Annotated in this window: 20 protein-coding genes; 7 read left to right on the plus strand and 13 right to left on the minus strand. The window is 40.7% G+C overall.

The window, feature by feature from the left end; translation table 11 throughout:
- Positions 1-106: 106 nt before the first annotated feature.
- The 7 genes from V7L05_RS12400 to V7L05_RS12430 all read right to left on the minus strand — a co-directional run bounded on the left by V7L05_RS12400 (position 107) and on the right by V7L05_RS12430 (position 7,801).
- Complete coding sequence (locus V7L05_RS12400) at positions 107-1,573, minus strand: efflux RND transporter periplasmic adaptor subunit (RefSeq protein WP_335164447.1); 1,467 nt, start codon at positions 1,571-1,573, stop codon at positions 107-109.
- 281 nt (positions 1,574-1,854) lie between these two features.
- The gene (locus V7L05_RS12405) at positions 1,855-2,496 is read right to left on the minus strand and encodes a Uma2 family endonuclease (RefSeq protein ID WP_335164448.1); all 642 of its coding nucleotides are present in this window, start codon (positions 2,494-2,496) and stop codon (positions 1,855-1,857) included.
- A gap of 207 nt (positions 2,497-2,703) precedes the next feature.
- Entirely contained in the window at positions 2,704-3,159 is a 456-nt protein-coding gene (locus tag V7L05_RS12410) for a response regulator (protein WP_335164449.1), read from the minus strand.
- Positions 3,160-3,386: 227 nt separating this feature from the next.
- Complete coding sequence (locus V7L05_RS12415) at positions 3,387-5,699, minus strand: NACHT domain-containing protein (protein ID WP_335164450.1); 2,313 nt, start codon at positions 5,697-5,699, stop codon at positions 3,387-3,389.
- A gap of 922 nt (positions 5,700-6,621) precedes the next feature.
- Complete coding sequence (locus V7L05_RS12420) at positions 6,622-7,008, minus strand: DUF2358 domain-containing protein (RefSeq protein ID WP_335164451.1); 387 nt, start codon at positions 7,006-7,008, stop codon at positions 6,622-6,624.
- Positions 7,009-7,279: 271 nt separating this feature from the next.
- Positions 7,280-7,450, minus strand: coding sequence for a transposase family protein (locus V7L05_RS12425; RefSeq protein WP_335164452.1), 171 nt, complete (start codon positions 7,448-7,450; stop codon positions 7,280-7,282).
- Between the two features lie 135 nt (positions 7,451-7,585).
- Complete coding sequence (locus tag V7L05_RS12430) at positions 7,586-7,801, minus strand: Hfq-related RNA-binding protein (RefSeq protein ID WP_335164453.1); 216 nt, start codon at positions 7,799-7,801, stop codon at positions 7,586-7,588.
- A gap of 69 nt (positions 7,802-7,870) precedes the next feature.
- Here V7L05_RS12430 and dapF point away from each other — a divergent pair, with 69 nt between their 5' ends.
- Positions 7,871-8,710: a diaminopimelate epimerase gene (dapF, locus tag V7L05_RS12435; RefSeq protein ID WP_335164454.1), complete on the plus strand. Its 840-nt coding sequence runs from the start codon at positions 7,871-7,873 to the stop codon at positions 8,708-8,710.
- Here dapF and V7L05_RS12440 read toward each other — a convergent pair.
- The 3 genes from V7L05_RS12440 to V7L05_RS12450 all read right to left on the minus strand — a co-directional run bounded on the left by V7L05_RS12440 (position 8,694) and on the right by V7L05_RS12450 (position 11,396).
- Positions 8,694-9,395 (minus strand): DNA-3-methyladenine glycosylase family protein, encoded by a 702-nt coding sequence (locus tag V7L05_RS12440; RefSeq protein WP_335164455.1) that lies wholly within the window; start codon positions 9,393-9,395, stop codon positions 8,694-8,696. The two genes, dapF and V7L05_RS12440, sit on opposite strands and share 17 nt — an antisense overlap.
- 79 nt (positions 9,396-9,474) lie before the next feature.
- Entirely contained in the window at positions 9,475-10,590 is a 1,116-nt protein-coding gene (gene ada / locus V7L05_RS12445) for a bifunctional DNA-binding transcriptional regulator/O6-methylguanine-DNA methyltransferase Ada (protein ID WP_335164456.1), read from the minus strand.
- 218 nt (positions 10,591-10,808) lie between these two features.
- On the minus strand, positions 10,809-11,396 hold the full coding sequence (locus V7L05_RS12450) for a Uma2 family endonuclease (protein ID WP_335164457.1): 588 nt from the start codon (positions 11,394-11,396) through the stop codon (positions 10,809-10,811).
- 109 nt (positions 11,397-11,505) lie between these two features.
- Between V7L05_RS12450 and V7L05_RS12455 the strand changes: the two genes are divergently transcribed.
- The 4 genes from V7L05_RS12455 to V7L05_RS12470 all read left to right on the plus strand — a co-directional run bounded on the left by V7L05_RS12455 (position 11,506) and on the right by V7L05_RS12470 (position 16,971).
- Entirely contained in the window at positions 11,506-11,643 is a 138-nt protein-coding gene (locus tag V7L05_RS12455) for a hypothetical protein (RefSeq protein WP_335164458.1), read from the plus strand.
- A 44-nt stretch (positions 11,644-11,687) separates the two neighbouring features.
- Entirely contained in the window at positions 11,688-14,258 is a 2,571-nt protein-coding gene (locus V7L05_RS12460; RefSeq protein WP_335164459.1) for a sensor histidine kinase, read from the plus strand.
- 72 nt (positions 14,259-14,330) lie between these two features.
- Positions 14,331-16,112 (plus strand): PAS domain-containing sensor histidine kinase, encoded by a 1,782-nt coding sequence (locus V7L05_RS12465; RefSeq protein ID WP_335164460.1) that lies wholly within the window; start codon positions 14,331-14,333, stop codon positions 16,110-16,112.
- A gap of 562 nt (positions 16,113-16,674) precedes the next feature.
- A complete protein-coding gene (locus V7L05_RS12470) occupies positions 16,675-16,971 on the plus strand; it encodes a hypothetical protein (RefSeq protein ID WP_335164461.1) in 297 nt (98 codons plus the stop codon).
- Between the two features lie 97 nt (positions 16,972-17,068).
- Here V7L05_RS12470 and V7L05_RS12475 read toward each other — a convergent pair whose 3' ends face one another.
- A complete protein-coding gene (locus V7L05_RS12475) occupies positions 17,069-17,317 on the minus strand; it encodes a hypothetical protein (protein WP_335164462.1) in 249 nt (82 codons plus the stop codon).
- A gap of 422 nt (positions 17,318-17,739) precedes the next feature.
- Between V7L05_RS12475 and V7L05_RS12480 the strand changes: the two genes are divergently transcribed.
- Both V7L05_RS12480 and V7L05_RS12485 read left to right on the plus strand, forming a co-directional pair.
- Entirely contained in the window at positions 17,740-18,312 is a 573-nt protein-coding gene (locus tag V7L05_RS12480) for a single-stranded DNA-binding protein (RefSeq protein ID WP_335164463.1), read from the plus strand.
- 194 nt (positions 18,313-18,506) lie between these two features.
- Positions 18,507-19,721, plus strand: coding sequence for an SUMF1/EgtB/PvdO family nonheme iron enzyme (locus V7L05_RS12485; RefSeq protein WP_335164464.1), 1,215 nt, complete (start codon positions 18,507-18,509; stop codon positions 19,719-19,721).
- A 7-nt stretch (positions 19,722-19,728) separates the two neighbouring features.
- On the opposite strand, the gene V7L05_RS12490 is transcribed toward V7L05_RS12485, so the two are convergent.
- Together V7L05_RS12490 and V7L05_RS12495 are read right to left on the minus strand one after the other, a co-directional pair.
- Positions 19,729-23,091 (minus strand): AAA domain-containing protein, encoded by a 3,363-nt coding sequence (locus tag V7L05_RS12490; RefSeq protein WP_335164465.1) that lies wholly within the window; start codon positions 23,089-23,091, stop codon positions 19,729-19,731.
- 147 nt (positions 23,092-23,238) lie between these two features.
- Complete coding sequence (locus tag V7L05_RS12495) at positions 23,239-23,562, minus strand: hypothetical protein (protein WP_335164466.1); 324 nt, start codon at positions 23,560-23,562, stop codon at positions 23,239-23,241.
- Positions 23,563-23,774 lie beyond the last annotated feature (212 nt).

Genomic DNA, 23,774 nt, shown 5'->3' on the forward strand with positions numbered 1-23,774 from the left:
TCAAAAATCTTGTTATCAAAAAGTGGGTCTAAATCCCCGTTACAAAACTGTACCCCAAGCGTTGCCGAAGGGCATCGCTTCCGACTTCCGACTTCCGACTTCCGACTTATTTATTCTTTTGTTCCTTGGCCTTCTCAATTTTGTAGTCTTTGGGTGGGTTAACAAAAATGCGATCGCCTGCTTTAACTCCCTCTAAAATCTGAGTTTGCTCTTGAATTTGCGCCCCAACTGTAACTTCGCGGAATTGGGGTTTATTGTTTGCATCTGGTACAAGTACGCCAGTTTTACCCTTTTCGGTGACGATTGACACCGTTGGTAATACTAAGGCATTATTGACGCGATCGCCTAAAAAAGTCAGATCCACATTTAAGCCAGAACGCAGTTTATTTGCACCAGTATCGAGAGCAACCCGCACCTGAAAGGATGTCACACCTTGTTCCACCACAGCTTCGGGAGCAATTAGACGCACATGACCTTTAAAAACTTGATCGGGATAGGCATCGGCGACAATTTCCACCTGCTGTCCCGGTTTTATTCTGCTAAGATCGGCTTCGGGAACTTGAGCTAATATTTCTAAACCGCGTGCTACAGCCACAATTGAACTGGAAGTTGCCGACGCACTAGTAGAAGCAGAAGTTGTGGGTGTGACAAACGCGCCTGGTTCGGCATACTTTTGCGTCACAATTCCCGAAAGAGGAGCGCGAATAATTGTATCTTCCAATTGCACTTGCACACCCTTCAATTGAGCCTCAGCAGAGGCAACTGCTGCTTGACGCTGGACAATTTCTTCAGAACGGGTGCCATCTTCCAACAGAACTAATGCTGCCCGTGCTTCATTCACAGCCGCTTGGCGTTGGTCAATTTCCTCAGTCCGAGTGCCACTTTGGACTAACGAAAAGCGTTTTTTAGCTTCTTCTAAATTGGCTCTAGCACTTTTGTCGTCGCTGATAGCTTGATCGAGTAATTGTTTTGTCTCTGCTCCCTCTTTATATAGGTATTGATAACGCTTTACCTGTTGACTTGCGTAATTCACCTTTGCTTGAGCCGCATCCACTTGGGATTGAGATTGAGCAACCTCTTGGGGACGATTACCAGCACGGGCTGCGGCTAACTGGGCTTGAGATTGTGCTAATCGCGCCCTAGCTTGAGCAATTTCTTGAGGACGACTACCAGCAACGGCTTCGGCTAGTTGTGCTTGACTTTGGGCTAAGTTAGCACGATACTGGCTCCTTTGGGCTTCAATGCTGGCACTATCCATCCGGGCGAGAATTTGCCCTTGTTGAATGCGATCGCCTTGTTCCACATATAATTGCGACAGCACTCCGGGATTCTTCGGACTAATATTTACGCTCTGAACTGGCACAACTTTGCCACTAGCTGTAATCCGCAAAGTCACGTTTTGCGCTGCCACTGGCACAGTTAATTTAGCAATATCTTCTTTTGTCCCTTGATTTACCAGGGTGTAGGCTGTGACTGTACCAACAACCAAGGCACCCCCAGCAATCAGGCCCATCAGCCAGCGTAATGGATACTTAACTTTGCCTATAACTGGAATTTCTATGTATGTAGCCATATCTATAAGCCTATGAATATTGCTTTATGCGAGTAGTCCTCAGTTAGAGGGCAGTGCAGGAATACGGATTTTTTCAAACTTTTGGATTAAATTTTTATTAGTAAACTCACAACTAGACACATAATTAGCTTCATAGTTGCTTAATCTTCCTTCATAGTAGATATTACATACCTATATGTCTTCACCTAAATGGGTGACTTTAGCCACTGATGTACTGTCGCGGGAGTTTGCCTACCTATAACAATTGGCTCTCCTACGGTTATTGAGAATGGTTCAAGTAATTATTGCTGAAATTGGGTTAATAACCAAGCACCAACTTGACTTTGATTTATTTGACGAGTTCGCCGTAATGCTTCGTTTAACAAAGAAATTACTAATCCTGGTAATACCTGAGATTCTGTAATCCGCCTACTACCTTGGTTTTCAATAGCAAAAGCCATAACTTGCACATTCTGGACATTTAAAATCCAATATTCTTTCACTCCTAAATCTTCGTACAAAAGTCGTTTTTCGCCTTGATCATCAGCAAGTGAAGTATTAGCAACTTCAATAACTAAATCTGGTGGTGGATAGATATCTAAATTAATGATTGAAGTTCCATAAGGAATGACATCAGCATTCTCGCCAATATAGTAAGATACATCAGGTTGAGCTTCATTAAAGCCTGTTTTCCGATATGTACAGTTAGTTAAGCCTTTGGCGAGGATATCTTTGATTGTGCAAAAAAGGTTAACAGCAAAGGCAATAATTGTGTTGTCGCAGGCGTGGTCATGGCCGAGTGCGTAGATTTCAATCCTCATGTGTCCATTGTGGTAGTAACCCTTGGCTTTTTCGTAGGCAGGATTTTCAATTACTTGAATATATTCATCCCAAGTTACTGCTATCCAGGTATCAGTTACTAATTGGATCTGTAATTCGCTCATAATATTGCTAAAGGGGAACTTTAACAACGATCATACAAGTTTTATCGAAACAGAATTCAGCTGTCTATTCTGACCGAAAAAGCGGATAGTGCCACGGAGAGCGAGTCCGCATCCGCCCGGCATCTCGTAGAGAGCCTTTTGATTCAAAATTCTGAATTTTTCTTCAATTCAGTCCGGGCAAACAAGGCAGATGCTTAAACTTATCTACTAATGTAAAACTAGTACATCCTGGCGAAAACTTTCCACCACATCTGACTGTACTTGATTGGTAATCAGGGAAACAAATTTGTCAAGGTCAAATGGTTTAAGTAAATATTCTTCAAACTCTACCTCTGGAATTTGGTCATGAGTACCTGTGGTAGATGTTGAAGTCACAATGATTGGAATATGATTACCATTGTTTGCTTCCATAGCACTCAATGTATTTAGCAATGTATAAATACTTTCACCTAAGAACCTAATTTCACAGACCAGGATGTTGGGCGTGAAACAACTCAGGATTTCTAAAGCTTCTTTTATAGAACCAGCAGTGATCACATTTGCGCCCAAGTCTTTGAGTAATAACGCGTACAAATCTCTACTATCGCGATCGTTGTCTACAACTAGTACTTGTACACCTTTGAGTATCCCAACTCTCAAGCAAAAGTCATTGATTAAATTCATAATAAGACCTGCGATTAGGGCTTTAAGTGCAAAGTGGGCTGAAAAATACGTAGTCTTAAAGAGGTAAGACAACTTGATAGATCAAATAAAAAATAGCAGAGAACCACGTAGATGGCTACAATTACTCGGTTCTATTCCTGTACTATAAACTTGGTGTTGTTTGATTTGGTGAATGAGTTGATTAACTACGACACAAAATGTAGTCAAAATCATTTTTGCAAAAAGAATTATTGCCATTCCCTATCCTCAAGTTCCTTTATCGGCAACAATAAGGTGGCTTCAATTTCCTGCCTGATAGCAGCCGTCACTTCCGAATTGCTATGTAGGCAATCGAGTAGTAACTGATTGGCATCGTAGTAGCGTTGCAGCATTTGCTGTTGTTCTTGGCTAAACTGCCACTCATGGTTAATATTGCGATAATTAATCACCGTTATTTTTAATTGTTCAGCCCAGGCTGAATAGTTTGTCTGCCCCCATAGCCCAAACCGTTCTTGACTTTGACGAGAGTTTGGCAATTGTTCAGAGAGTTTTTGCAAGGATTTATGGAGTCCAACATCCAGAACAATGCCCAGAATGTTCGAGAGAGCTTCTCCACAGGTGTGGATGTGAGCAAAGTCCTGGTTCCCATCAATTGCACACTCTAGCAGCAGGTCATCTAATGCGACATCCAGAAACATCCCCTGTTCGAGGCTGCTGGCTAGGGCAAAGTGAGAAGCTATATGAGGAGTCCGACTCAAGGCAAGGTAAAAGGCTCGAACTGTCGCATCTTTTGTTTGGGTGGGAATCGTGCGAGATTTTTGGCTGCCCCACGTCAAAAATTCTTGTAAATAAGGATCTTGAGCAACCAGTGTATCAATCTGTTGTTTCATCAACAGTACTAGCCCGTCTGCACTCCGAAGCATGGTAGCCGTTAATAAGAAGATTTCGCGCCAGTGCGGGTCAGTGATATGACTGACCAGACCTCCCAGAGCTTGCTCAAATGCCTGTAGGTTATGGCTGGCAACGATTTTTCTTGCAGTTAAATATTCTTGAAACGCCAGATAGGAGAAGGAGAAAATTCCCCGCGCCCGTTCTGCGAGTAGCCCATGTTGAGCCTCAATTGCCTTCAGCGCCGCTTCGCTTTCTATTTGCAGTGACTCTGCATCTATTGGTGCGTTGGTCAGACTCTGAATATACTCACCAATGTATTTCTCAACGATGCGTTGCTCAAAAAAGTACTGACCTTGCTCAAATGTCGCTGCTGCAATCTGACTCAATAACTTAAGCTTTTGTGGTAATAAAAACCCTCGGTAAACGTCATCCCGTTCAATGCCTCTGGCTTCATCCCATTTACCCAACACCAGGTCTAGACCTTGTTTATAAAAGTCAGTCCGCTTAGTCGGAAATTTTTCTTGACCGTGAAACAGCCAGCAGGCAAGATGCAGAAATAGGGGTGTGACGACGAGTTGGCGAAATTCCCAGTTTTCATCTAACTCCAATTTCTGAATAAACTGAATCGATTGCGCCAGACCATCTTGAGTGTTGGTGTTGGGAAAGGCCACAAACCATTTTTGAGCGAAGGCTCGGATTTGTTCTGAGGTAAATGGGGCAATCTCAACATCGGTAAAGCCTCGGAGTCTGAGCTTTTGAACTGCTGTTCGACAGGTGGCCACAAACTGATTTTGGTGATACTTCTCTGAAAATCTGCGAATTTCGCTTAAGACAGCATTGCTTTGTTGGTTAAGAACTTCATCCATGCCATCAAGCAAGAGTAACACTCTGCCTCTACTAAGCAAGGTTTCGATGACTGAGGGATCTGATATTCTAGATGTGTGAAACTCCTGGCGGATGTACTTTAATAGGCTAAATTCGCTGGTGATTTTAGACTCTTGGGCAAAGTTTCTGAGTGTGATGAAGATCGGAACTTGATTCCCCGCAAATGCGCCTTGGTTACACTGAATGGCAAGATATTGCAAAAAGGTGGTTTTACCTACTCCTGGTTTGCCTAACACCCTGAGCTTGGAGTATGTTTTAACTGCGTGTGTACCAGGTATCTGGTTCTGGTCAGCCTCACCTAAGCCAAAACGGTCAAATTCTTTGGGATCAATGCTTTGCAGTTTAGTGATTTCTAAGTACTGTTGACTTGCAATTGACTCCAAAATATTCACATCTATATATATGTCATCGATCGCAACGGGACGGTTGATATCCAATAATTGCAAAATACCACACTGGTCTTGAATTTTGTCGAAGCGTTGCGATCGCACTTTTTGCACTAATGTATCAATATCCACGACAGAGGGCTGGGTGAATTCTTCTCGTTCACCGAATTCTGCCGGAGGATTGGTAGCAATCTCACGCCAATTCAGTGACAACACCGAACAAATTTCAATAAAGCTATGACGCTCAACCGGACGACCACTGAAAAACCGCCAAATTGGTTGTCTAGTCTTGAGGTTAACTTCTCCTGCCAAATTGTCTTGTGTCCAGCCCTTGCGAGCGAATGCTCTTTTAGCCTCTTGAATGCCAGTCAGTGATGCTTGGAGCGATCGCTTGACCATAGGACAAAAACCCTGCTCCTCAAATCATGAACTTAAACTTTTATTAATCTCTGGAATTTTATAGCTTTTTATGTGATACCACTATTCTACTTGATTAATCTTATACAAAATCCCAGAGCATACTCTTATTTTCTTAAAGTTTTATAACAAACTCAAACGTTATACGTTTATCTTATACATCTCAAGCTTTGGCAAGACTTGAACTCAAAGATTGAGATGTAATGCTTAAGTAGAGATTGAGAGCTTACTTATAAATACTTACTTGCTCAGAAATTATAGTTACACTAGTAGTATATTTTATACCTCGTTAACGACAGCATCAATAATAGCAGCCATTTATCTGACTTGGTTGTGTGTAATTTGCTAATTATTTTTAGTATGACATCCTAGTGTTAGAAATCATGTTTGAGCAAGCGGTTGAGTAGCGTATAAGTTGTATAATATGAGCTAAAAAAACTAAATAATTATTAAAATACAGCAGAAGTTAGAAGTAAATCTTCGGTAGACTGCGTTAGGTTAAAGCCCTAACGCACCATGTTATACCATTTCAGACAAACCCTGATACATATAGATTTCTCGTAGGGGCACAGCAATGCTCATACGTGTCAACTTAACGTGAAAGCCAGTCTCTAAGCAGCTTTTAAGATTGTCTCGAAAAGAAGTCTCCGACTCTTAATGCATTCCGAGAGGGCTGCCGCCTCAAGACTTGCGGCTCTGCCGCAACGAGCAGCATTTCCAGCAAGAGGCTGGAAACGAGATTTTAAAAGGGTTTTGGCTTAAGTTGACACCAATGACCACCCCACAATAGATAATTGGATATTTTTTTATTTGGAAGTCTCTGATGATGAATGTCCCTTGGGTTAAAGCTTGATCCTCCTTAGCTCTCTTTTTTAACGAGGGAATTAGAACAAACCTTAATTGGTTACATTTTTGCAGCAAAGAAATGCTGCTTCACCACATCTAAGCGTGAACAATTCCAATAATCCACATGGGAGACAATCAAACCATCAGAGTTAATACCTAGTTCGCTCCAACCAGGAATGGAGATCCGTGGTTTCCAGGGGAGAGGAGTATTCCAACTAAGTGTCCACTCAGTTTTTATTGTGTCTCCTAAACGTTGAATATTATGTAAGTCCATCTTCGGGTCTAAAAACCAAGTTTGGATAAAATTAATCATTTCTTTGTAACGTTTAACACCACGAAATTTATTCAGTGGGTCTTGAAAATAAACGTCTGAAGCGTAAATGCTGTAAGTTTGATTTAGTGGGAATCTTTGATAGTCTTTTTTGAGGATTTCAATGATATCCATATTAACTTTTGTTAGATATAGCCTCTAGATTAGCGCAGAGATGCATTAGTTTATTCACTAGAACGCTGTACTGTTTGCTAGAGCATCGATTCAGTAATCAAAAACCTAACCCCCCAGCCCCCTTCCCTACTAGCGTTGGGCAGGGTGGTTTCATACAAAGAAAGAAAAAACTTTTTGGATTTGATTGGAAGACAGCACGTTGAGCTTGAGGGATAGTGCGAAAACCAAGAAATCTGATGGAAACTTCATTGCCTCATCTAGGTTTAACAGCTCAATTAAGCTTTGTCTGTGTAATGCAGGTAAAATCTTCCAGTGGACGGTAGCCCCAATACCCAGTCATTGCTCCGAGCAATATGAGCAATAATACTAACCATAATTCATGTCTTCGTCCCCCGATGTGCCTATAGTCTGGGACTTGCTGCAATTGTTCGATGAGATTCATACTTGTTAGTTATCCATTTTTCTCTACCCTCTACAAATCATTATTATTTTTCTCTCGTTGTATGAAACCACCCTGCCCTCCCGAAGAGCGGGGAGGGGTTCCTTTATTATGGGTAATTTGGCGGACATGATATGACTAACTCTTTGGTTTAATATAGGCGATCGCATGTTTCCAAATAGTGGTTTGCTGACTGTTTTCATCAGCAATACAGATACAGTGTGGATCTTGCCATAAAATCTTTCCTGTGATTAGATCACCAGTCAGCAGCTTGAACTCTACTGGCATTGTGTGTTTAATCAGGTTTTGGACTTGTCTAATACTAGGTAAAGTGGTGTCAAATTCGGTAAGCATTTTGAGTAAAGATGAACCTACAAGGCAAAATAAAGAGTAACTAATCCTTGATAATTCATCCTTGAGGAAATGGCAATCGAATTTACTAAGTATCATGGTCTAGGCAACGACTTTATTCTGATTGACAATCGCTCGTCATCTGTGCCTGTAGTGACTCCAGAGCAAGCCATTAAGTTGTGCGATCGCCACTTTGGTATCGGTGCTGATGGTGTAATTTTTGCGCTACCGGGAGAAAACGGCACTGACTACACCATGCGGATTTTTAATTCTGATGGTTCAGAACCAGAAATGTGTGGCAATGGCATTCGCTGTTTAGCTGGCTTTTTAGCAGACTTAGAAGGCGAATCCCGGAATAAAGACTCATATCGCATTCATACCCTAGCTGGTGTGATGATTCCCCAAATCTTACCTGATGGTCAAGTTAAAGTAGACATGGGTTTACCCAGGTTACTCGCTGGCGAAATTCCCACCACCCTTGCACCTGCTGAAGAAAAAGTAATTTCTCAGCCGTTGGAGGTGGCGGGGCAAACTTGGGAAGTCACTTGTGTAAGTATGGGAAATCCCCATTGCATCACTTTTGTGGAAGATGTAGCAGCAATTGAGCTAGAAACCATCGGCCCAAAATTTGAGCATCACCCAGCTTTTCCCCAACGCATAAATACCGAATTTATGCAAGTGGTACGCCGTGACTATTTGAAAATGCGGGTGTGGGAACGGGGTGCTGGAATTACATTAGCTTGTGGGACTGGTGCTTGCGCTTCCTTGGTAGCTGGAGTATTGACTGGAAAATGCGATCGCGCCGCCACGATCGAATTACCTGGTGGCTGTTTGCAAATTGAATGGTCAGAAGTAGACCAACGGGTTTACATGACAGGCCCAGCCGAGCGGATATTCACTGGGAAACTGTAACCGATTTACTATTGGCATTACTCAAGTAGTAGTGCCATAAAAGTCTTGCAGCAACTGCTCTCCACGGTCGCCAGTGCTGTGTCATTGCTTCTAGTTGAATTGGTGTTGGACGCGTCGCCAAGTTTTTGAGTTTTTGGAAAGCGATCGCGATCGCTAAATCACCTTTAGGAAAGACATCAGGACGTTGCAGCGCCATTAGCAAGTAAATATCAACTGTCCAGTCTCCTATACCTTTGAGACGCTTTAACTCAGTTCTGATAGTAGTTTCGTCCATTCTTTCCAGCTTGGTTAGATCAAGCTGACCAGTTGCGTAGGCGTAGCCCGCCTTCGGCATCGCCTGAGCCAACCCACGACAGTATAGAATCTTTTGCCGACTGAATCCAATTCCTCTCAATTGAACATCATCCAATGTCAGAAAAGTTTCTGGCGTGAGAGTTACAACAACCCCACATAGTCGGCTAAATACAGCCCTTGCAGCTGCTAAGGAAACTTGTTGTTCCAGAATTATGCACAGAAGCGTTGCAAAACCCGGTTCTCTTTGCCACATAGGTGGAGGCCCCAGTGTCTCTAAAATCCGAGCCAAATCGCTGTCAAGATTGGCAAGCACCAGCAAACCACGGGTTAGACTTTCTTCAGTCAGCGATTCTAGTTCAGCTGTTTGTGCGGCTGTTTCTTCCAATGTCATCTTTAAGAAATTTCAACCTAAAAAGAATAGGATACAGAGCAAGTGAATTGATTTATGGGAATTGTAATTTTGAATTTTGTTAGCGTAGCGTTAGCGAGTCCGCGAGCGTCATTTTGAATTTTGAATTCCCCTTTGGGGTTGATTCTTGTACAAGCAGTTTTTGTTTGCGCTCAATTCCCCAGTGATAACCACCAAGACTGCCATCACTTCGTAGCACACGATGACATGGTACAATCAGCGCGATCGGATTAGCTCCACAAGCATTTCCCACGGCGCGGACTGCCTGCGGCTTGGCAATATTACGAGCGATATCGGTATAGGTGCAGGTTTCGCCATAGGGAATTTTCTGTAATGCTTCCCAAACCTGTTTCTGAAATGCTGTCCCACGTATATCAAGTGGTAAATCGAGATGTGTTTCATCTCCCGAAATAAAGTTGAGGATTGCTTCTATCCATTGTTTATGTGTGTGGTCATCACGCATGATGTGCGCTTGGTGAAATTCCTTGATCAAAATGTGTTCAAGCTTGTCTGCTTCATCACCTAGTTTAACGGCACAGATACCCTTTTCTGTTGTTGCCACAAGCAAATATCCTAGTGGACATGTAGCGATCGCATAAACAATGCTGATTGTCTTTCCAGCTTGTTGGTAAGTCTTTGGTGTCATTCCGAGTTGCTTAGGTGCTTTCTCATACAGTTGGCTACTTGAACCATACCCCGTGTCGTAAACTGCATGAGCAATTTCTTCGCCTGACTGAAGACGCTGCTTCAATCGCTGGCTACGCAAGGCATCTGCATATTGAAAGGGCGATACGCCAATTATTTGTTTAAATATTCTTTGCAGATAACTGGGACTCATTCCCACCTGAGAGCATAATTCCGAAAGAGTTGGGATGCGATCGCTTTGTGCTTCAATGTATCGACATATTGCTAAAACTTTCGCTTTCGCCGGAATTGGAACTGTTTCAGATTGTGGCTGACAGCGCTTACAAGGTCGAAAACCTGCAATTTCAGCCTCTTGTGCTGACTCAAAGAAACAAACTTGATGGCGATTTGGTCTGCGACTAGGGCAAATCGGTCGGCAATAAACGCCTGTAGAACGAACACCGTAAAAAAGCTTGCCTTCAAAAGTTGGATCTCGATTGAGAACTGCTTCCCAAAGAGTTTCTTCTAAAACAGATGTCTGTTGTAATTGCATTGATGCCTCCTCTGCCCTTTTTGGTAAATCACAGGGCGATCGCTACGTACTAAGCTTGATATAACACTAGATTAAGGTATGGAAAAACTACTTTCTATCTGATTGTTGCGATCAAAGTTGATTATCTCAGTTTTTTAATTTACAAACTCGCTGAACCCCGACTTCTTTAAGAAGTTGGGGATCTTGTTTCTCACGAATGATTCCGGGTAGGCAATTACTCACCAAATTTCCGCCAAATCTAAAACAAATCCTGGCAAAACATCTTCTCCCAATAGAGTTTTAGGACTTTGGAAAATCTCAACTTCTCGATTGGAACAATAAATTTCTACCTGCTGCTGCCTTCTATTAATTAACCAGCCCAATCTTGCGCCATTCTCCATGTATTCCCTCATTTTGGCTGGCGTTTTTTCTAATGAATCACTAAAAGAAATTAACTCAACCACAAAATCGGGACACAAAGGAGCAAATCTTTCTTTTTCTGCTTCGCTCAAAGCATTCCACCGTTCCATTTTCACCCAAGACGCATCTGGAGAACGCTCTGCACCATTGGGAAGTTTGAAACCACCAGAAGAGTCAAAGGATCTCCCTAGCTGATTTTGACGACTCCAATCTCTTAATTGATAAGTTAAATCAGCATTCCGGTCACTAGTATTACTCCCCGTAGGTGGCATAATAATTAACTCCCCTGAAGCCGTCCGCTCAAACTTTAAGTCTCGATTATTTTGACAAAGCTGAAAAAATTGCTCGTCAGTCAGATCGATGTTTAATTCGAGGGTAGGAGGTAAACTGACGGTGGTAGTATTCATATTATCAGTTTGGGGAGAAGCTATATATCTATTCTAGTAGTCTGTCAAGTCAACTATCCTGGGTAAATAAGTTTGTAGTCAGGACTTTAGTCCTTAACTGATTCGCTCTTTGATATCTTTGACAACTGGTTCACCCGATTGGGTGAATGCGATCGCCTCATCAGGAACTACTCTGAAAGAAGGTACTATTTTAATTCTGTTAGCGATTATGCCTACAGAATCAAAACTGTTAAATTGGTTATTCTGACTTTTTATTGTACATCAATAGCTTGTCTATCAAAGGGTCTAAGAGTGGATGAAACCGTTGTAAAATGGCTGTATGCACCAAATTGCCAGCAAGAGGCTATTAACCTGATCTCAAAAATTGCTGTCAATTTACCAGGAATGATTTTTCAAATTCTGCAACGGCAGGATGGTTCTGTGTTTATCCCTTATGTTAGTTCTGGTTGTGAATACTTGTATGAATTAGAACCAGAAGCTTTACAGGCAGACTTCCAGGTGCTATATAAACTAATTCATCCACAAGATATAAAAGCTTTTAGAGAATCTATTACTGTTTGTAGAACCACTCTCACACCTTGGCATTGGGAAGGTCGGATCATTACCCCTAGTGGCAAACTTAAGTGGATTCAAGGTACTTCGCAACCTGAATTACAAGCAGAAGGCGATTTTCTTTGGAATGGCTTGGTTATGGATATTACAGACCGAAAACAAGCCGAAGAAAAATTGCAAGAGAGTGAGGCGCGGTATAAAGCAATTTTGGATGCTATCCCCGATTTGATATTTCGGATCAGCCGCGATGGAGAGTATCTAGATTTGAAAAATGAGGCAGAAAATATCACTCTTTCGAGGGAAGAAATAGTTGGAAAAAATCTGCAAGAGTTATTGCCCAGTGATGTTGCGGCGATTAGCCAAGTAGCGATCGCTAAAACTTTAGATTCTGGAACTTTGGAAACTTGTGAATATCAACTATCAACGCCTTTGGGAGTCAGAGATTATGAAGCGCGGTTGGTAGTGAGTGGTCAAGATGAGATCCTCGCAATTGTGCGAGATATCACAGAACGCAAACAAGCTGAAGTCACCTTAGAAAATCTGGCTAAAAAATTTTCTAAAGCTTTTAGTTGCAGCCCCGATTCAATTACTATTAGTACGCTGCAAGAAGGACGCTTTATCGAAGTTAACGACAGTTTTGTGAAACTTTCAGGTTATGAGCGAGATGAGGCGATTGGTAAAACTTCTTTTGAGTTAAATCTTTGGGTAGACGATCACGATCGCCTGAATTTGTTACAGGAGTTGCAAGCCACAGGAGTTGTTCGCGACTTGGAATTTCAATTTCGGCAAAAGTCTGGCAAGATAATTACAGCACTGCTTTCAGCCGAAATGATTGATTTGAATGGTAACAAGAGCATCCTAGCAGTCCATCACGACATTACAGAACGCAAACAGGTAGAAGCGCAATTACGCCTTTCTGCACAACGCGATCGCTTGTTGGCAGAAACCCTAGTGCGAATTCGGTCTTCGCTTAACTTAGAGCAAATTCTCCAAACCACTGTAACCGAAGTCAGGCAATTTCTGCAAGCAGATCGAGTTTTCATTGGTTTAAATAATGCCAATTTAGGAGTCAGAACTCTTGCCGAATCAGTAGATCCCAAGTATCCATCAGTCACAGGTTGGTCTACTAATGATGAAGCTTATCTACAAGAATTAAGAAACTTACTAAAAGATAATCTTGTCCGTGTCATTGAAGATATAACAAAAATATCAGTATCTCCCAGAGTAAAAGCACACTATCGAAAATTCAAAACGCAGGCTACTTTGGCTGTACCAATTATGCTAGGTGACGAATTATTTGGGGCGTTAATTGCTAATCAATGCTCAGGATCGCGTCATTGGCAGCCAATAGAAATTGATTTGTTACAGCAGATGTCAGAACAGGTAGCGATCGCCATTCAGCAAAGCCAGATATGCCAAAAACTAGCAGAACTTAACACTAATTTAGAACACCAAGTACAAGAACGGACAGCACAATTGCAGCAGAAAATGCAAGAAGTTGAAAAATTGCATCGCGTCAAAGATGTTGTTTTGCATACAGTTGCCCACGATTTACGAACTTCGGTGATGGGTAACTTGATGGTCTTAAAGAATTTGTTAAATCAGGGAGTGGGGAGGGGGACAAGGGCACAAGGCGGACAAAGAGCAATTATTGAAGAAGTCTCTCCCTTGTCTCCTCCCAATGCCCAATGCCCAATGCCCAATGCCCAAGCCCCAATTCAAGTATCTCGGTCAATCATCGAGCGGATGATTCAAGGTAATGATCGCCAACTGACGATGATTAACTCATTGCTAGAAATTAATTCCTGTGAAAAACAGGGTATTGAAATCAAACCCGAACCTGTGCAAATTAGCACCCTACTGGGAGGAATATTCGCCGAGTTGGAACCCATGCTGACACAAAATCAAGCGACTCTAAAGAACTTGGTTCCCGCAGATTTACCGTTAGTAATGGCAGATGGAATTTGCTTGCAGAAAGTTTTGGCACATTTAGTAACACATAGCTTGCAAAATAATCCACCAGGATTAAATTTGATTATGAGTGCCAGCGTTGAAGCTGGAATGATTCGCACTCAGATTCAAGATGACGGTGTAGGTATGAGTAAAATAGAGTGCGATCGCCTCTTTGATCTCCATGTCCGCGATCCTCAAGATTCTTGTTCTACAAGCATTGGCTTAAAAATGTATCTTTGTCGGAAAGTTATCAAGGCACATGGCGGTAAAATTGGTGTTATTAGTAACCGCAAGCGCGGGTTAACTTTCTGGTTTACATTACCTCTAGCAACTTCATCCGCAATAAATCGCCCATAAATCACCAAAAAATGCGAGAGTAAATGAACCAGTAAGGGAAACACTCTCGACGGTATGGGCAAAGTTGCTCTGATGCTAATATCTACTCAATTTACAACAGTGCAAAGGTGGTGGAGAAAAACCTTTTCTGCACCAACAACAGATGAAACCACTACTCTTTACAAAGCTTGGCGTAACCATTTTTTGTGGCAGAGATTGCGCTTATGGTTATGGCTGGTGCTAATTTGTCTTTTGTCTTTTACCTTGCGAGACATTTACGGCTTGTTTTTCCCCTTAAAGGAGTTGGAAAGCCTGCCAGAAGTACTTAGAGCTAAAAGCCTTGCGATCAATGTTGCAATGCTTGCGAGTATAATTATTTGCTTTGCCTTACATAAAACTAAGTTAGGTCGTCATCGTCCAGATTTATTATTTTTGGGGTCTTCTTGGTCAATTAGTCTAGCATCGCAGTTGTTTGCAACCATCAGAGGTTTCGCACTACCTGACACCATCGGCTGGTCGCTGCTGTTTTTGAGCCAAGCTGTGTTGATGCCCATCTGCTGGATTATTCATTTGCTGTGTCAAGTTGGTGTGCTGATTTACTATTTTGGTGTAAATACGGCACTTGGGCTAAAAACACCAATCCCCGAACACGCAGAAATATATAATGTAACCTTTATCTTATACATTTTTTGGTTTTGTATTATATGTGATATCGGTGTATATTTGTACGATCGCTTGCAACGCTCTGAGTTTTACGCCCGTCAAGAACTAGAATCAGCCTACCAAAAACTCAAGGTTGCAGAAGCTAAATATCGCAGCATTTTTGAAAACGCCGTTGAAGGTATTTTTCAAAGCAGTCCCGATGGACGTTACATTACGGCAAATCCGGCTTTAGCCCGCATTTATGGCTACTCCTTAGCGGAGGAGGTGACAGCAAATTTCACTGATATTGAACAATTGTATGTTGATCCGAATCGTCGGGCAGAATTTGTGCGTCTGATGGAAAAGTATGGCAGCGTTTCCGAGTTTGAGTCCCAAATTTATCGCCGAGACGGGAGTATTGTCTGGATTTCGGAAAAAGCCTATGCAGTGTATGATGAACATCTTAAACTGCTTTACTACGAAGGTTTAATTGAAGACATTACCCAGCGCAAACAAACTGAAGAAGAACTACGAGTATTTTTTCATGCAGTTTCTCACGACTTACGCAACCCAGTGCTGGGTAGTTTAATGGTGCTGAAAAATTTGCTTTCACGTCCAGAGGAAAATATTTCGATTTCACGCTCAATTTTAGAGCGGATGATTCAAAGTAGCGATCGCCAACTTAATTTAATTAATTCCTTGATGGAAGCTTATGTCAGCGAGGTGCAAGGTGTCATTTTGCAACGCCAAGCCGTACAATTACTGGCAGTTGTTGAAGCTGCGATCGCAGATTTAGAGCCATTACTAGCACAAAATCAAGCCAAGCTGATAAATCTGGTGTCCGCAGATTTGCCATTAGTGAATGCTGATCCTACGCAACTATGGCGAGTTTTTTCTAACTTAATCGTCAACGCTCTCAAACACAATCCCCCAGAATTAGTTTTGACAATCAACGCTATCCGTAAGGATGACATGATTTATTGTACTGTTAGTGACAACGGCATGGGAATTAGTCAACAACAAAGCGATCGGCTTTTTGACCTTTACTTTCGGGGTGCTAGTATCGGTAATTCCGTAGGTTTGGGATTAGGCTTGTATCTATGTAAGCAAATCATCAATGCTCACGGTGGCGAAATTGGTGTGAATAGTGCATTGGATGGAGGCGCAACCTTCTGGTTTACATTACCTATTAGCGCGTCAGAAGCCTCCGCTCAGACTTTCCGCAAAATCTGAAATTAAATGACACAAGCCCCTGACTTGATTGCTCTTTTCAATCCAAAATCCTCTCATTGTGTGATGCCATTTCACACAAACCCTGATACATATAGATTTCTCGTAGGGGCACAGCAATGCTCATTGATGTCAACTTAAGCCAAAACCCTTTTCAAACCTCGTTTCCAGCCTCTGGCTGGAAATGCTCTTCAATTGCGGCTCTGCCGCTAGTCTTGAGGCTCCGCCTCTAATAGGCATTCCCAGTCAGAGACTGGGAACGAGACAATCTCTAAAAGCTCCTTATAGACTGGTTTTCAGCTTAAGTTGACACCTATAAGCAATGTTCCCTACCAACGTATTTGTATCATTATTAAAGTAAAACGGTGTAACTAGGCATACTGGGGTATAACCTATACCAGGGAAGGTTTCGACCGTTATCCGATTTCAAAAATCAAATATAAATCTTAGTATTAGTGACAAAAGTCACCATTTAAAGGTGACTTTTGGCACAGGTGTATGCGTGATTATTCCGATTATATTGAGAATATAGAAATCAAGCAATGCAACGGAGATTAAAGGATATATGAACCGCTTAAAATCTATTCTTCTTGGAGGCTTATTAGCAGCTGCTTCAATTGCTGCTCTTTCTCAAAATGCTAATGCTGCTGAATTTAAATCTGAGCATGATCATTTTAATCGTAATACTGTAGCTGTTAATAACAGTAAAGTTCAACGCGAACGTCAAGTCCGTGAACAACGCGCTCGTGAATTGCGTGAACGTCAAGCTCGTGAACAACGCGCTCGTGAATTGCGTGAGCGTCAAGCCCGTGAACAACGCGCTCGTGAATTGCGTCAACGTCAAGCTCATTTTAATCACTAAGCTGAAAATTTTCCCTCATATTACGTTAGGAGAGTAGCAATATTCTCCTTTTTTTATTTGCATAAATCTACTCAAATTAATGCCTAAATAATGTTAATCAAGGAGTTGCTAACAAAGTTAGGCGCTTTTTGTCCAAATTATCAGTAAAATCAGATGAATAGATGCGATCGCATGAAGTGAAATTAAGAGTATTACTTAGTACGATCCAATACTGCGTAGGTTTTGCCGAAAAAATAAAAATTTGAGTACCGACAGGTAAGTTAGCAATACGTCTGATTAGAACGTCGCCGTGTCTGTAGAGAACACTAGCTTGGTTAGCTTCGGAGTTATTGCTGTCGTTAAACATCTTTTGATCATGCAATACGTAGTAGCTAATATAACGTTAATTCGACGGTTCATCTAGTGTTCGTCTAATTTACCCATCTGGCGCGACCTTCCAGGAAGGTTGATCGCCTTGGGTGTTTTCCAGTTCACATCAAGACTTAATTTTTGCCAAGAATTTTTTCTATTTCCCGAAGTTATGGTACAATTATACTACTCAAGGCAGAATTCAATGCTTATTTAGTCAAGCGAAGGTGGCGAGTAGCATATTTAATGCTGTTCAAAGCGATCGCTTGGCTTTTATGCTAAGAATAACTAAAAGTAAGAAATTTATTCAAACATTATTAAAAAATGCAAACAATTAAACCTATCTAGATATTAGTTGGCACTACATAGAAAAACCCCCTGTTTTTGAATCAGCACTTTTTGCAGTTAGGAGAAATTATAATGAACAGCTGTGTTTTGATGGCGGAAATTATTAACGAGCCACAACTCCGCTATACGGCGGATAATCTGGGAGTCACGGAAATGCTGGTGCAGTTTCCCAATTCCCAGAAACCAGAAGATCCACCAGCCACCCTGAAAGTCGTCGGCTGGGGGAATTTAGCCACAGAAATTCAGCAAAACTACCACCAAGGCGATCGCGTCATCTTGGTAGGACGTTTAAGTATGAATACTGTTCCGATGGAAGGTTTTAAAGAAAAACGCGCTGAATTGACGGTGCAACAAATTCAACCTGTTGGAGGTAGTTTTAATACTGATCCATTGCCCTCAGCAACCGTAACTCCATCATTTACTGAAACGTCTCCACCACAGCCATCTTCAACATCTCGTCCGCCACAGAAAGACGTTCCCACTTACGAGTCACCACGTCCAGCACCTACCCCAGCTACAAATCCTGTTGGCGTTACTCCCCAAGCGACAAGTTACGAACCCGTACCCCAACCCACAAATTATGAGCGAACCACTTATCCAGCAGTGAAAGCGGAAGAACCAGATCCAGATGATATTCCGTTCTAAAGTTGTTTAGTGTCTATTCAATTTGCTCACATACTTAGCAAAAAGCATTACAATTAGACAATTTCTACAAATAGCCATCCTTTAGGATGTGCTATTTTTTTGTCTGCGATCGCTTAGTCTAGCTATCGAGTAAGTTAGAGATAGAGAAAGTTACACTATTTTTAATAAATGTTTGCAACACTTGATGGTATTGAATGACTACATCTCATGAGTTAATCACGATACTTGACCGCATCATAGATGGTAAAAAAGATAAAACGGATATTGCTCTATTGCGACATTGGCTAGAAAATAGTAGTAATAAGAATTTGGTGCAGTCAGCTAAATATATAGTTAATACCCCTGATAGCAACAATATTCATATTGGCGATAAGATCATCAACGAAGGTATTAATGAAGAAACGATCGCAATTCTTCGACAGATACAAGAAATACTCCAGAAAATCAGCATTGAAACAGCTTCACAGGCAAATTCCCCGATTTCTCTTATATCTAATATTTCTCCTCCAGCTACAAATGAAAAGTTTGTAGTTATAACTAATGCACAAACACCACTGCTTCCTCCTCCAAGAATACCAGCTATCACAAAGTTCGAGTTTGAAGTTGTAACTATAGACACTCAAGGAATAGAAACGAAGCGTTGTTTTAAACAGGCTGAGTCTTTTATAGAGAGTCTAGCAGATGGCATAGTATTGGAAATGGTTTCTATTGGTAGTGGGAAATTTCAAATGGGCGCACCTCAAGATGAATCTGAATCACTTGAAGATGAACGTCCCCAGCACATAGTCACTTTAAAACCCTTTTGTATGGGTAAGTATCCTATTACTCAAGCACAGTGGAGAGTTATTGCAAAGCTTCCAAAAGTCAAAAGCTGTCTTAAACTGGAACCATCTTGTTTTAAGGGGGATAACTTACCTGTAGAAAGAGTTTCTTGGTATGATGCACATGAATTTTGTGAGCGACTTTCACGAGAAACAAGAAGAAAATATCGCTTACCTAGCGAAGCTGAATGGGAATATGCTTGTCGTGCCCAAACATCAACTCCATTTCATTTTGGCAAAATAATTACGATTAATTTAGGAAATTATTGTGGACACAACGAAAATATTCATACTTTTTATCACCAGCAGACAATAGAGGTTGGTAATTTTCCAGCTAATGCTTTTGGATTATACGATATGCACGGGCTAGTTTGGGAGTGGTGTGATGACTACGAACATCAAGACTATCAAGGCGCACCCTTAGATGGGAGTGCATGGTTAAATGATGGCAATGAAGAATATCGAATTTTGCGCGGTGGTTCTTGGGATTCTTCTCCAAGCTGCTGTCGTTCTGCATCTCGCTTTTCTGAAATGGCAAGCGTTACTGATAGTAGATTTGGTTTTCGGATTGTTTGTACTTTGACATAATTTTTTATTATGATGTAATTAGTCTAGAAATACTTGCTTTTACATGTTCAATAGATGATATGTCAGAAAGTTTTATGCTTGTCTCTTGGCGAATTTGAGGCTTAATATTCATTGATGACCTACTACACTGCTTTCTGTAAGGATGAGACAGCCAGTTCCAACTTCCTATAACAGCAATTTTAGTGTCACAAACTAAAATCCTTGCATTTGTTCCCCTACTTTCTATATGTATTCCTTCACCTAAACGACTGAATCGTGAACCTGAATACCGTGAGAATAAATCTCTCAAATTCTCCTCAATAACAGCATCATTATAATCATTTTGCTCGCTGCCTTTATTTCCATAAACTACGGTTACTTTCACCCCTCTTTCCAATGCTGAAACAACATCATTAACAAAGCGTTTTGATTCAGAGCCTCGAATCCAAGGCGTGATAATGATCAATTCTTCTTCAACTTGCTCAAGAGCTTCTCTAAAAATTTGTAAATGCTCACAATCATAGATTAGAATATTTCCAGGTTCAGCTTTGGGAATTTCAGCCTCAGATTTGTATTCTAAAACAACCCCATGCTCCCGAATATGTTCAACTAGCTGACGCGTTAGATTTCCTTTTTCTAGTTTGTAAAGATTGCCAACCAAAATAAATAGTTCTTTTGCTCTCGATACAGCCACATTCAGAAGATTTGGTCGTTTGTTAATCCAGTAAACATTATCTTGTGGTCGGCATACCTTTGTAGACAAGATAATTACTCTCTTCTCAGAACCTTGAAAAGTGTGAATTGTTCCAACAGATTTTGAGTCTAGTTTAGGAAATTTATTTTTTAATCGTTCTTTTAATACAGCAGCATGAACGTTAAAGGGTGAAATAACGCCTATGTCTTCTAATGAGTAACCTTGCTTAAGCAAATGTTGAATTATCTCACATACAGCAGTAACTTCTTCCTCATTTGCATTATTGTGGATATTACCCTCAACGTCGTAAGCAATTAAGTGTGAATCTAATAAAGAATTTACTAGTTCTGTTTTTATTTCTAAATCATAGTTAGTAATAGCGTTGCAATATTGAATAATACTAGGCTGACAACGATAATGCTCCTTCAAAAAGATTCCGTGGCCCTGATCATTATCTTCTCCACTTGCTCCGGCGGCGCGATGATAGGTAGTAGCACTATACTCTTCTTCTGGACTGTAACGATGGTAATCAATTTCAGTTAATCCTCTGCTAAGAAACGCTGTTTGGCGATAGTTCTCGCGTCTCTGCTGACTTAGAGTGATAATAGGTTCAATTTGTAGAGGATCACCAACAATAATAGCTTTGCGCGATCGCACCAATAACGGAAAAGTTTTATGCTGGTCAATCATTCCGGCTTCGTCTACAATTGTGCGGTCAACACATTCCTCAATCCACGGGAGCATATTTCGCACCGAGGGTAAGGTACTAGTGATGACAGGAAAAATTAAACTCAGATATTTAATATGTTCATCTAAGTTTTCTGCCATCCTATCTTTATCTTTCCTATATCCTGAGAGAACACTTGAATATAGTTCTAAAGTCTGTTTTCCTCTGTCTTTATTGTATAGTGCTTGTTGATTAAGAAATTGCCACGATAACTTAAATAGCTCTTGCTGCTTGTCATGAAAATTTTGATGAAACAAAGCATAAAAATTTTCTAGCGGAGTTGTCAACCTAACTTCTAATATCTGGAATTCCTTAAATGCATCATCCGTTTGTCGCTTTGTATTGTCTCTATCGTTATACTTTTGCTCTAATATTTTTTGTACATTTTTTAACTCATCTGCCTTATCTATTCTTTCTCTAACTAATCGCACTTGTTGAATTAAATCAACACGAGTGCTAGGTGGTTCTATAGGAAAACTAGTTGCAGATGTTTGTGCTATTGCTGATTGGCAAACTGAATTGACATTACGTAAAATACCTTCTTCTGTTTTACCAGTCAGCCAACGCCATAGACGAACCCACCAAGTTAATCTTCCTTTAGATAGCAGTGATTCAGCCTTATTAAAGTGTTTCTCGATTGTCCGATAAGCTTGGATTGGTAGTTGATTATACTCTGATAAAGTTCTTGCTCCTCTTTGAAAGGGGGTTATAGCAGCTAAAATTTCATCTAAATGCTTTTGCAGTGTTTGAATTTTATCGGAAAGATGTTGGTGTCGTTTTTCATCTAAATCTCGTTGATGACGTAGTTCTAAATATTGAGACTCTTCTGCTAATATTTCAACTTTAATTGCTTTAATACTCTGTTTTAATGAATTATATAGTTGTTCATCAAAGCTATTTTTTTGTAAAAAATCAATAGCTTGCCGCAGTTGTTCAATGGCTCCACTAGATGATTGAATATTAACTTTATTTCCTCCTTTTAGATAAAATAGTTCATTTTTGAAAAATTTATCTAGCTTTTCAATAACATTATCAACTGCTTTGTTATTCCAGCTACTCACTACTGTCAGGTTATTGATGTTCTTACCAGTTTCAATTAAGCTGAGTGCGCGGTTGACTACTTGTTGAGCAATAACATGAAGAATAAGAGTCGTTTTCCCCGAACCAGGAGGCCCTTGTACAGCTGTTATAGGTTCGCTTTGAGCATGTTTTAGTGCTGTTGATTGTGAATTAGTCGGTGCATGGATTGGGAAAGCTCCTATGTAAATAACTTCGTCTTTTGCAGAGTTAGGCACACCAAACAAATATTCATAAGCTGGATGTCTTGGCATTAACCAATTTTTTGAATCTGACTTGATTTCTTTTAAATCTTCCTTGATATTCCTAGAATATATTGTTCCTGTAAACTCAAACAAGTACGGCTGACGTTGAATTTGGTCACGAGAGCGACGAGGTATAACAACGCGCTCCATCCAATTTTGATAACTATCAAATGGTGTTGGCTCAAAAGTTGTTTCAAGAAACCGTCTTAGCCCATCTTTAGTAATGAATTGTTCGCATTGTTCATCATCCAGTCCAAGGAATGTAGCTAAGTTGTCTCCGGCTTCTATGAGTGTCAAGCTATCTAAGTTCCATCCTTGCTCTTGATACTCTCCCTTGAGGATGGATGTAACATCCAAGCTAAACAGAGGACAAAGATAAGATTTTCCGTTTTCTACATCTAAAACTTGTGGAAAAGATAAAACCCACGCTGTTTCTTGTTGAAATTTTTGCCTTTGGTTAACTTTCTTTTGTAGTTCTGAAAAAGTGCCTACCTCAATTAATACATGGTCGCGTACTAGCTTTATACCACGCTGTTTGACTTTGACTTTATCGCTGTTGGCTGCAATTCTGGCATTACTGTAATCATCCAATGCAATGTAATCGAACCACGCATTAAGAATTTTATCTACTTTGCTGGCTGCGTTCAAAAGTACCTCCAGGTTGTGATTATAGCTTGAGTCTTCTATGTATTATTACTAGTCTAATCAGATAGCAGTACCTCTGCAATCTTTTCAAAAATATCCTTCAATTCATTTGGGGTAGCCATCAGTTATCCCTATATTGTTTTGCAGCAGTTATTTATTGTAAATATCGCCAATATGGATATCACTAGCTTCATTAATATTCGTGATAAACTTTCCATACTGGTTTATCGTCTCGGCAATTTTATTAATCTTTTGTGTAGCTTGGGGCTTAACCTCATCCCATCCTTTATCAGGTAAACCTTTACCACCTCGAAGTTTGGCAATTACAAAATCTCCTGCATCCATATCAAAATGCGGGATTTGTTCTGCTTTGTATAACTTACGCGCACTTTCAGGCACAGTTTTACCCAGATAATTCATTAAATTAGAAACTCGAACTTCTGTATCACCGGGCTGATTGCCAGCACCTTGCAAGGCTTCGAGAAAGTGATAAGTATAGATGCTGCTTGATTCATTTTTTATCCAAGATTTTTGCTCACCTTCAGAGGAAGTAAAAACTACTCTGCCTTTGCCTTGTTTAAAATCATCAATTAAATCTTTCAGTAATACATCGCAAATGCGTGTATATTGTGGAAGTATGCGATGTCAGAAAAACTGCCAAGGAGTGTAAAAACCAAATTTACCCA

The sequence above is a fragment of the Nostoc sp. genome (assembly GCF_036917755.1).
GTDB lineage: Bacteria > Cyanobacteriota > Cyanobacteriia > Cyanobacteriales > Nostocaceae > Nostoc.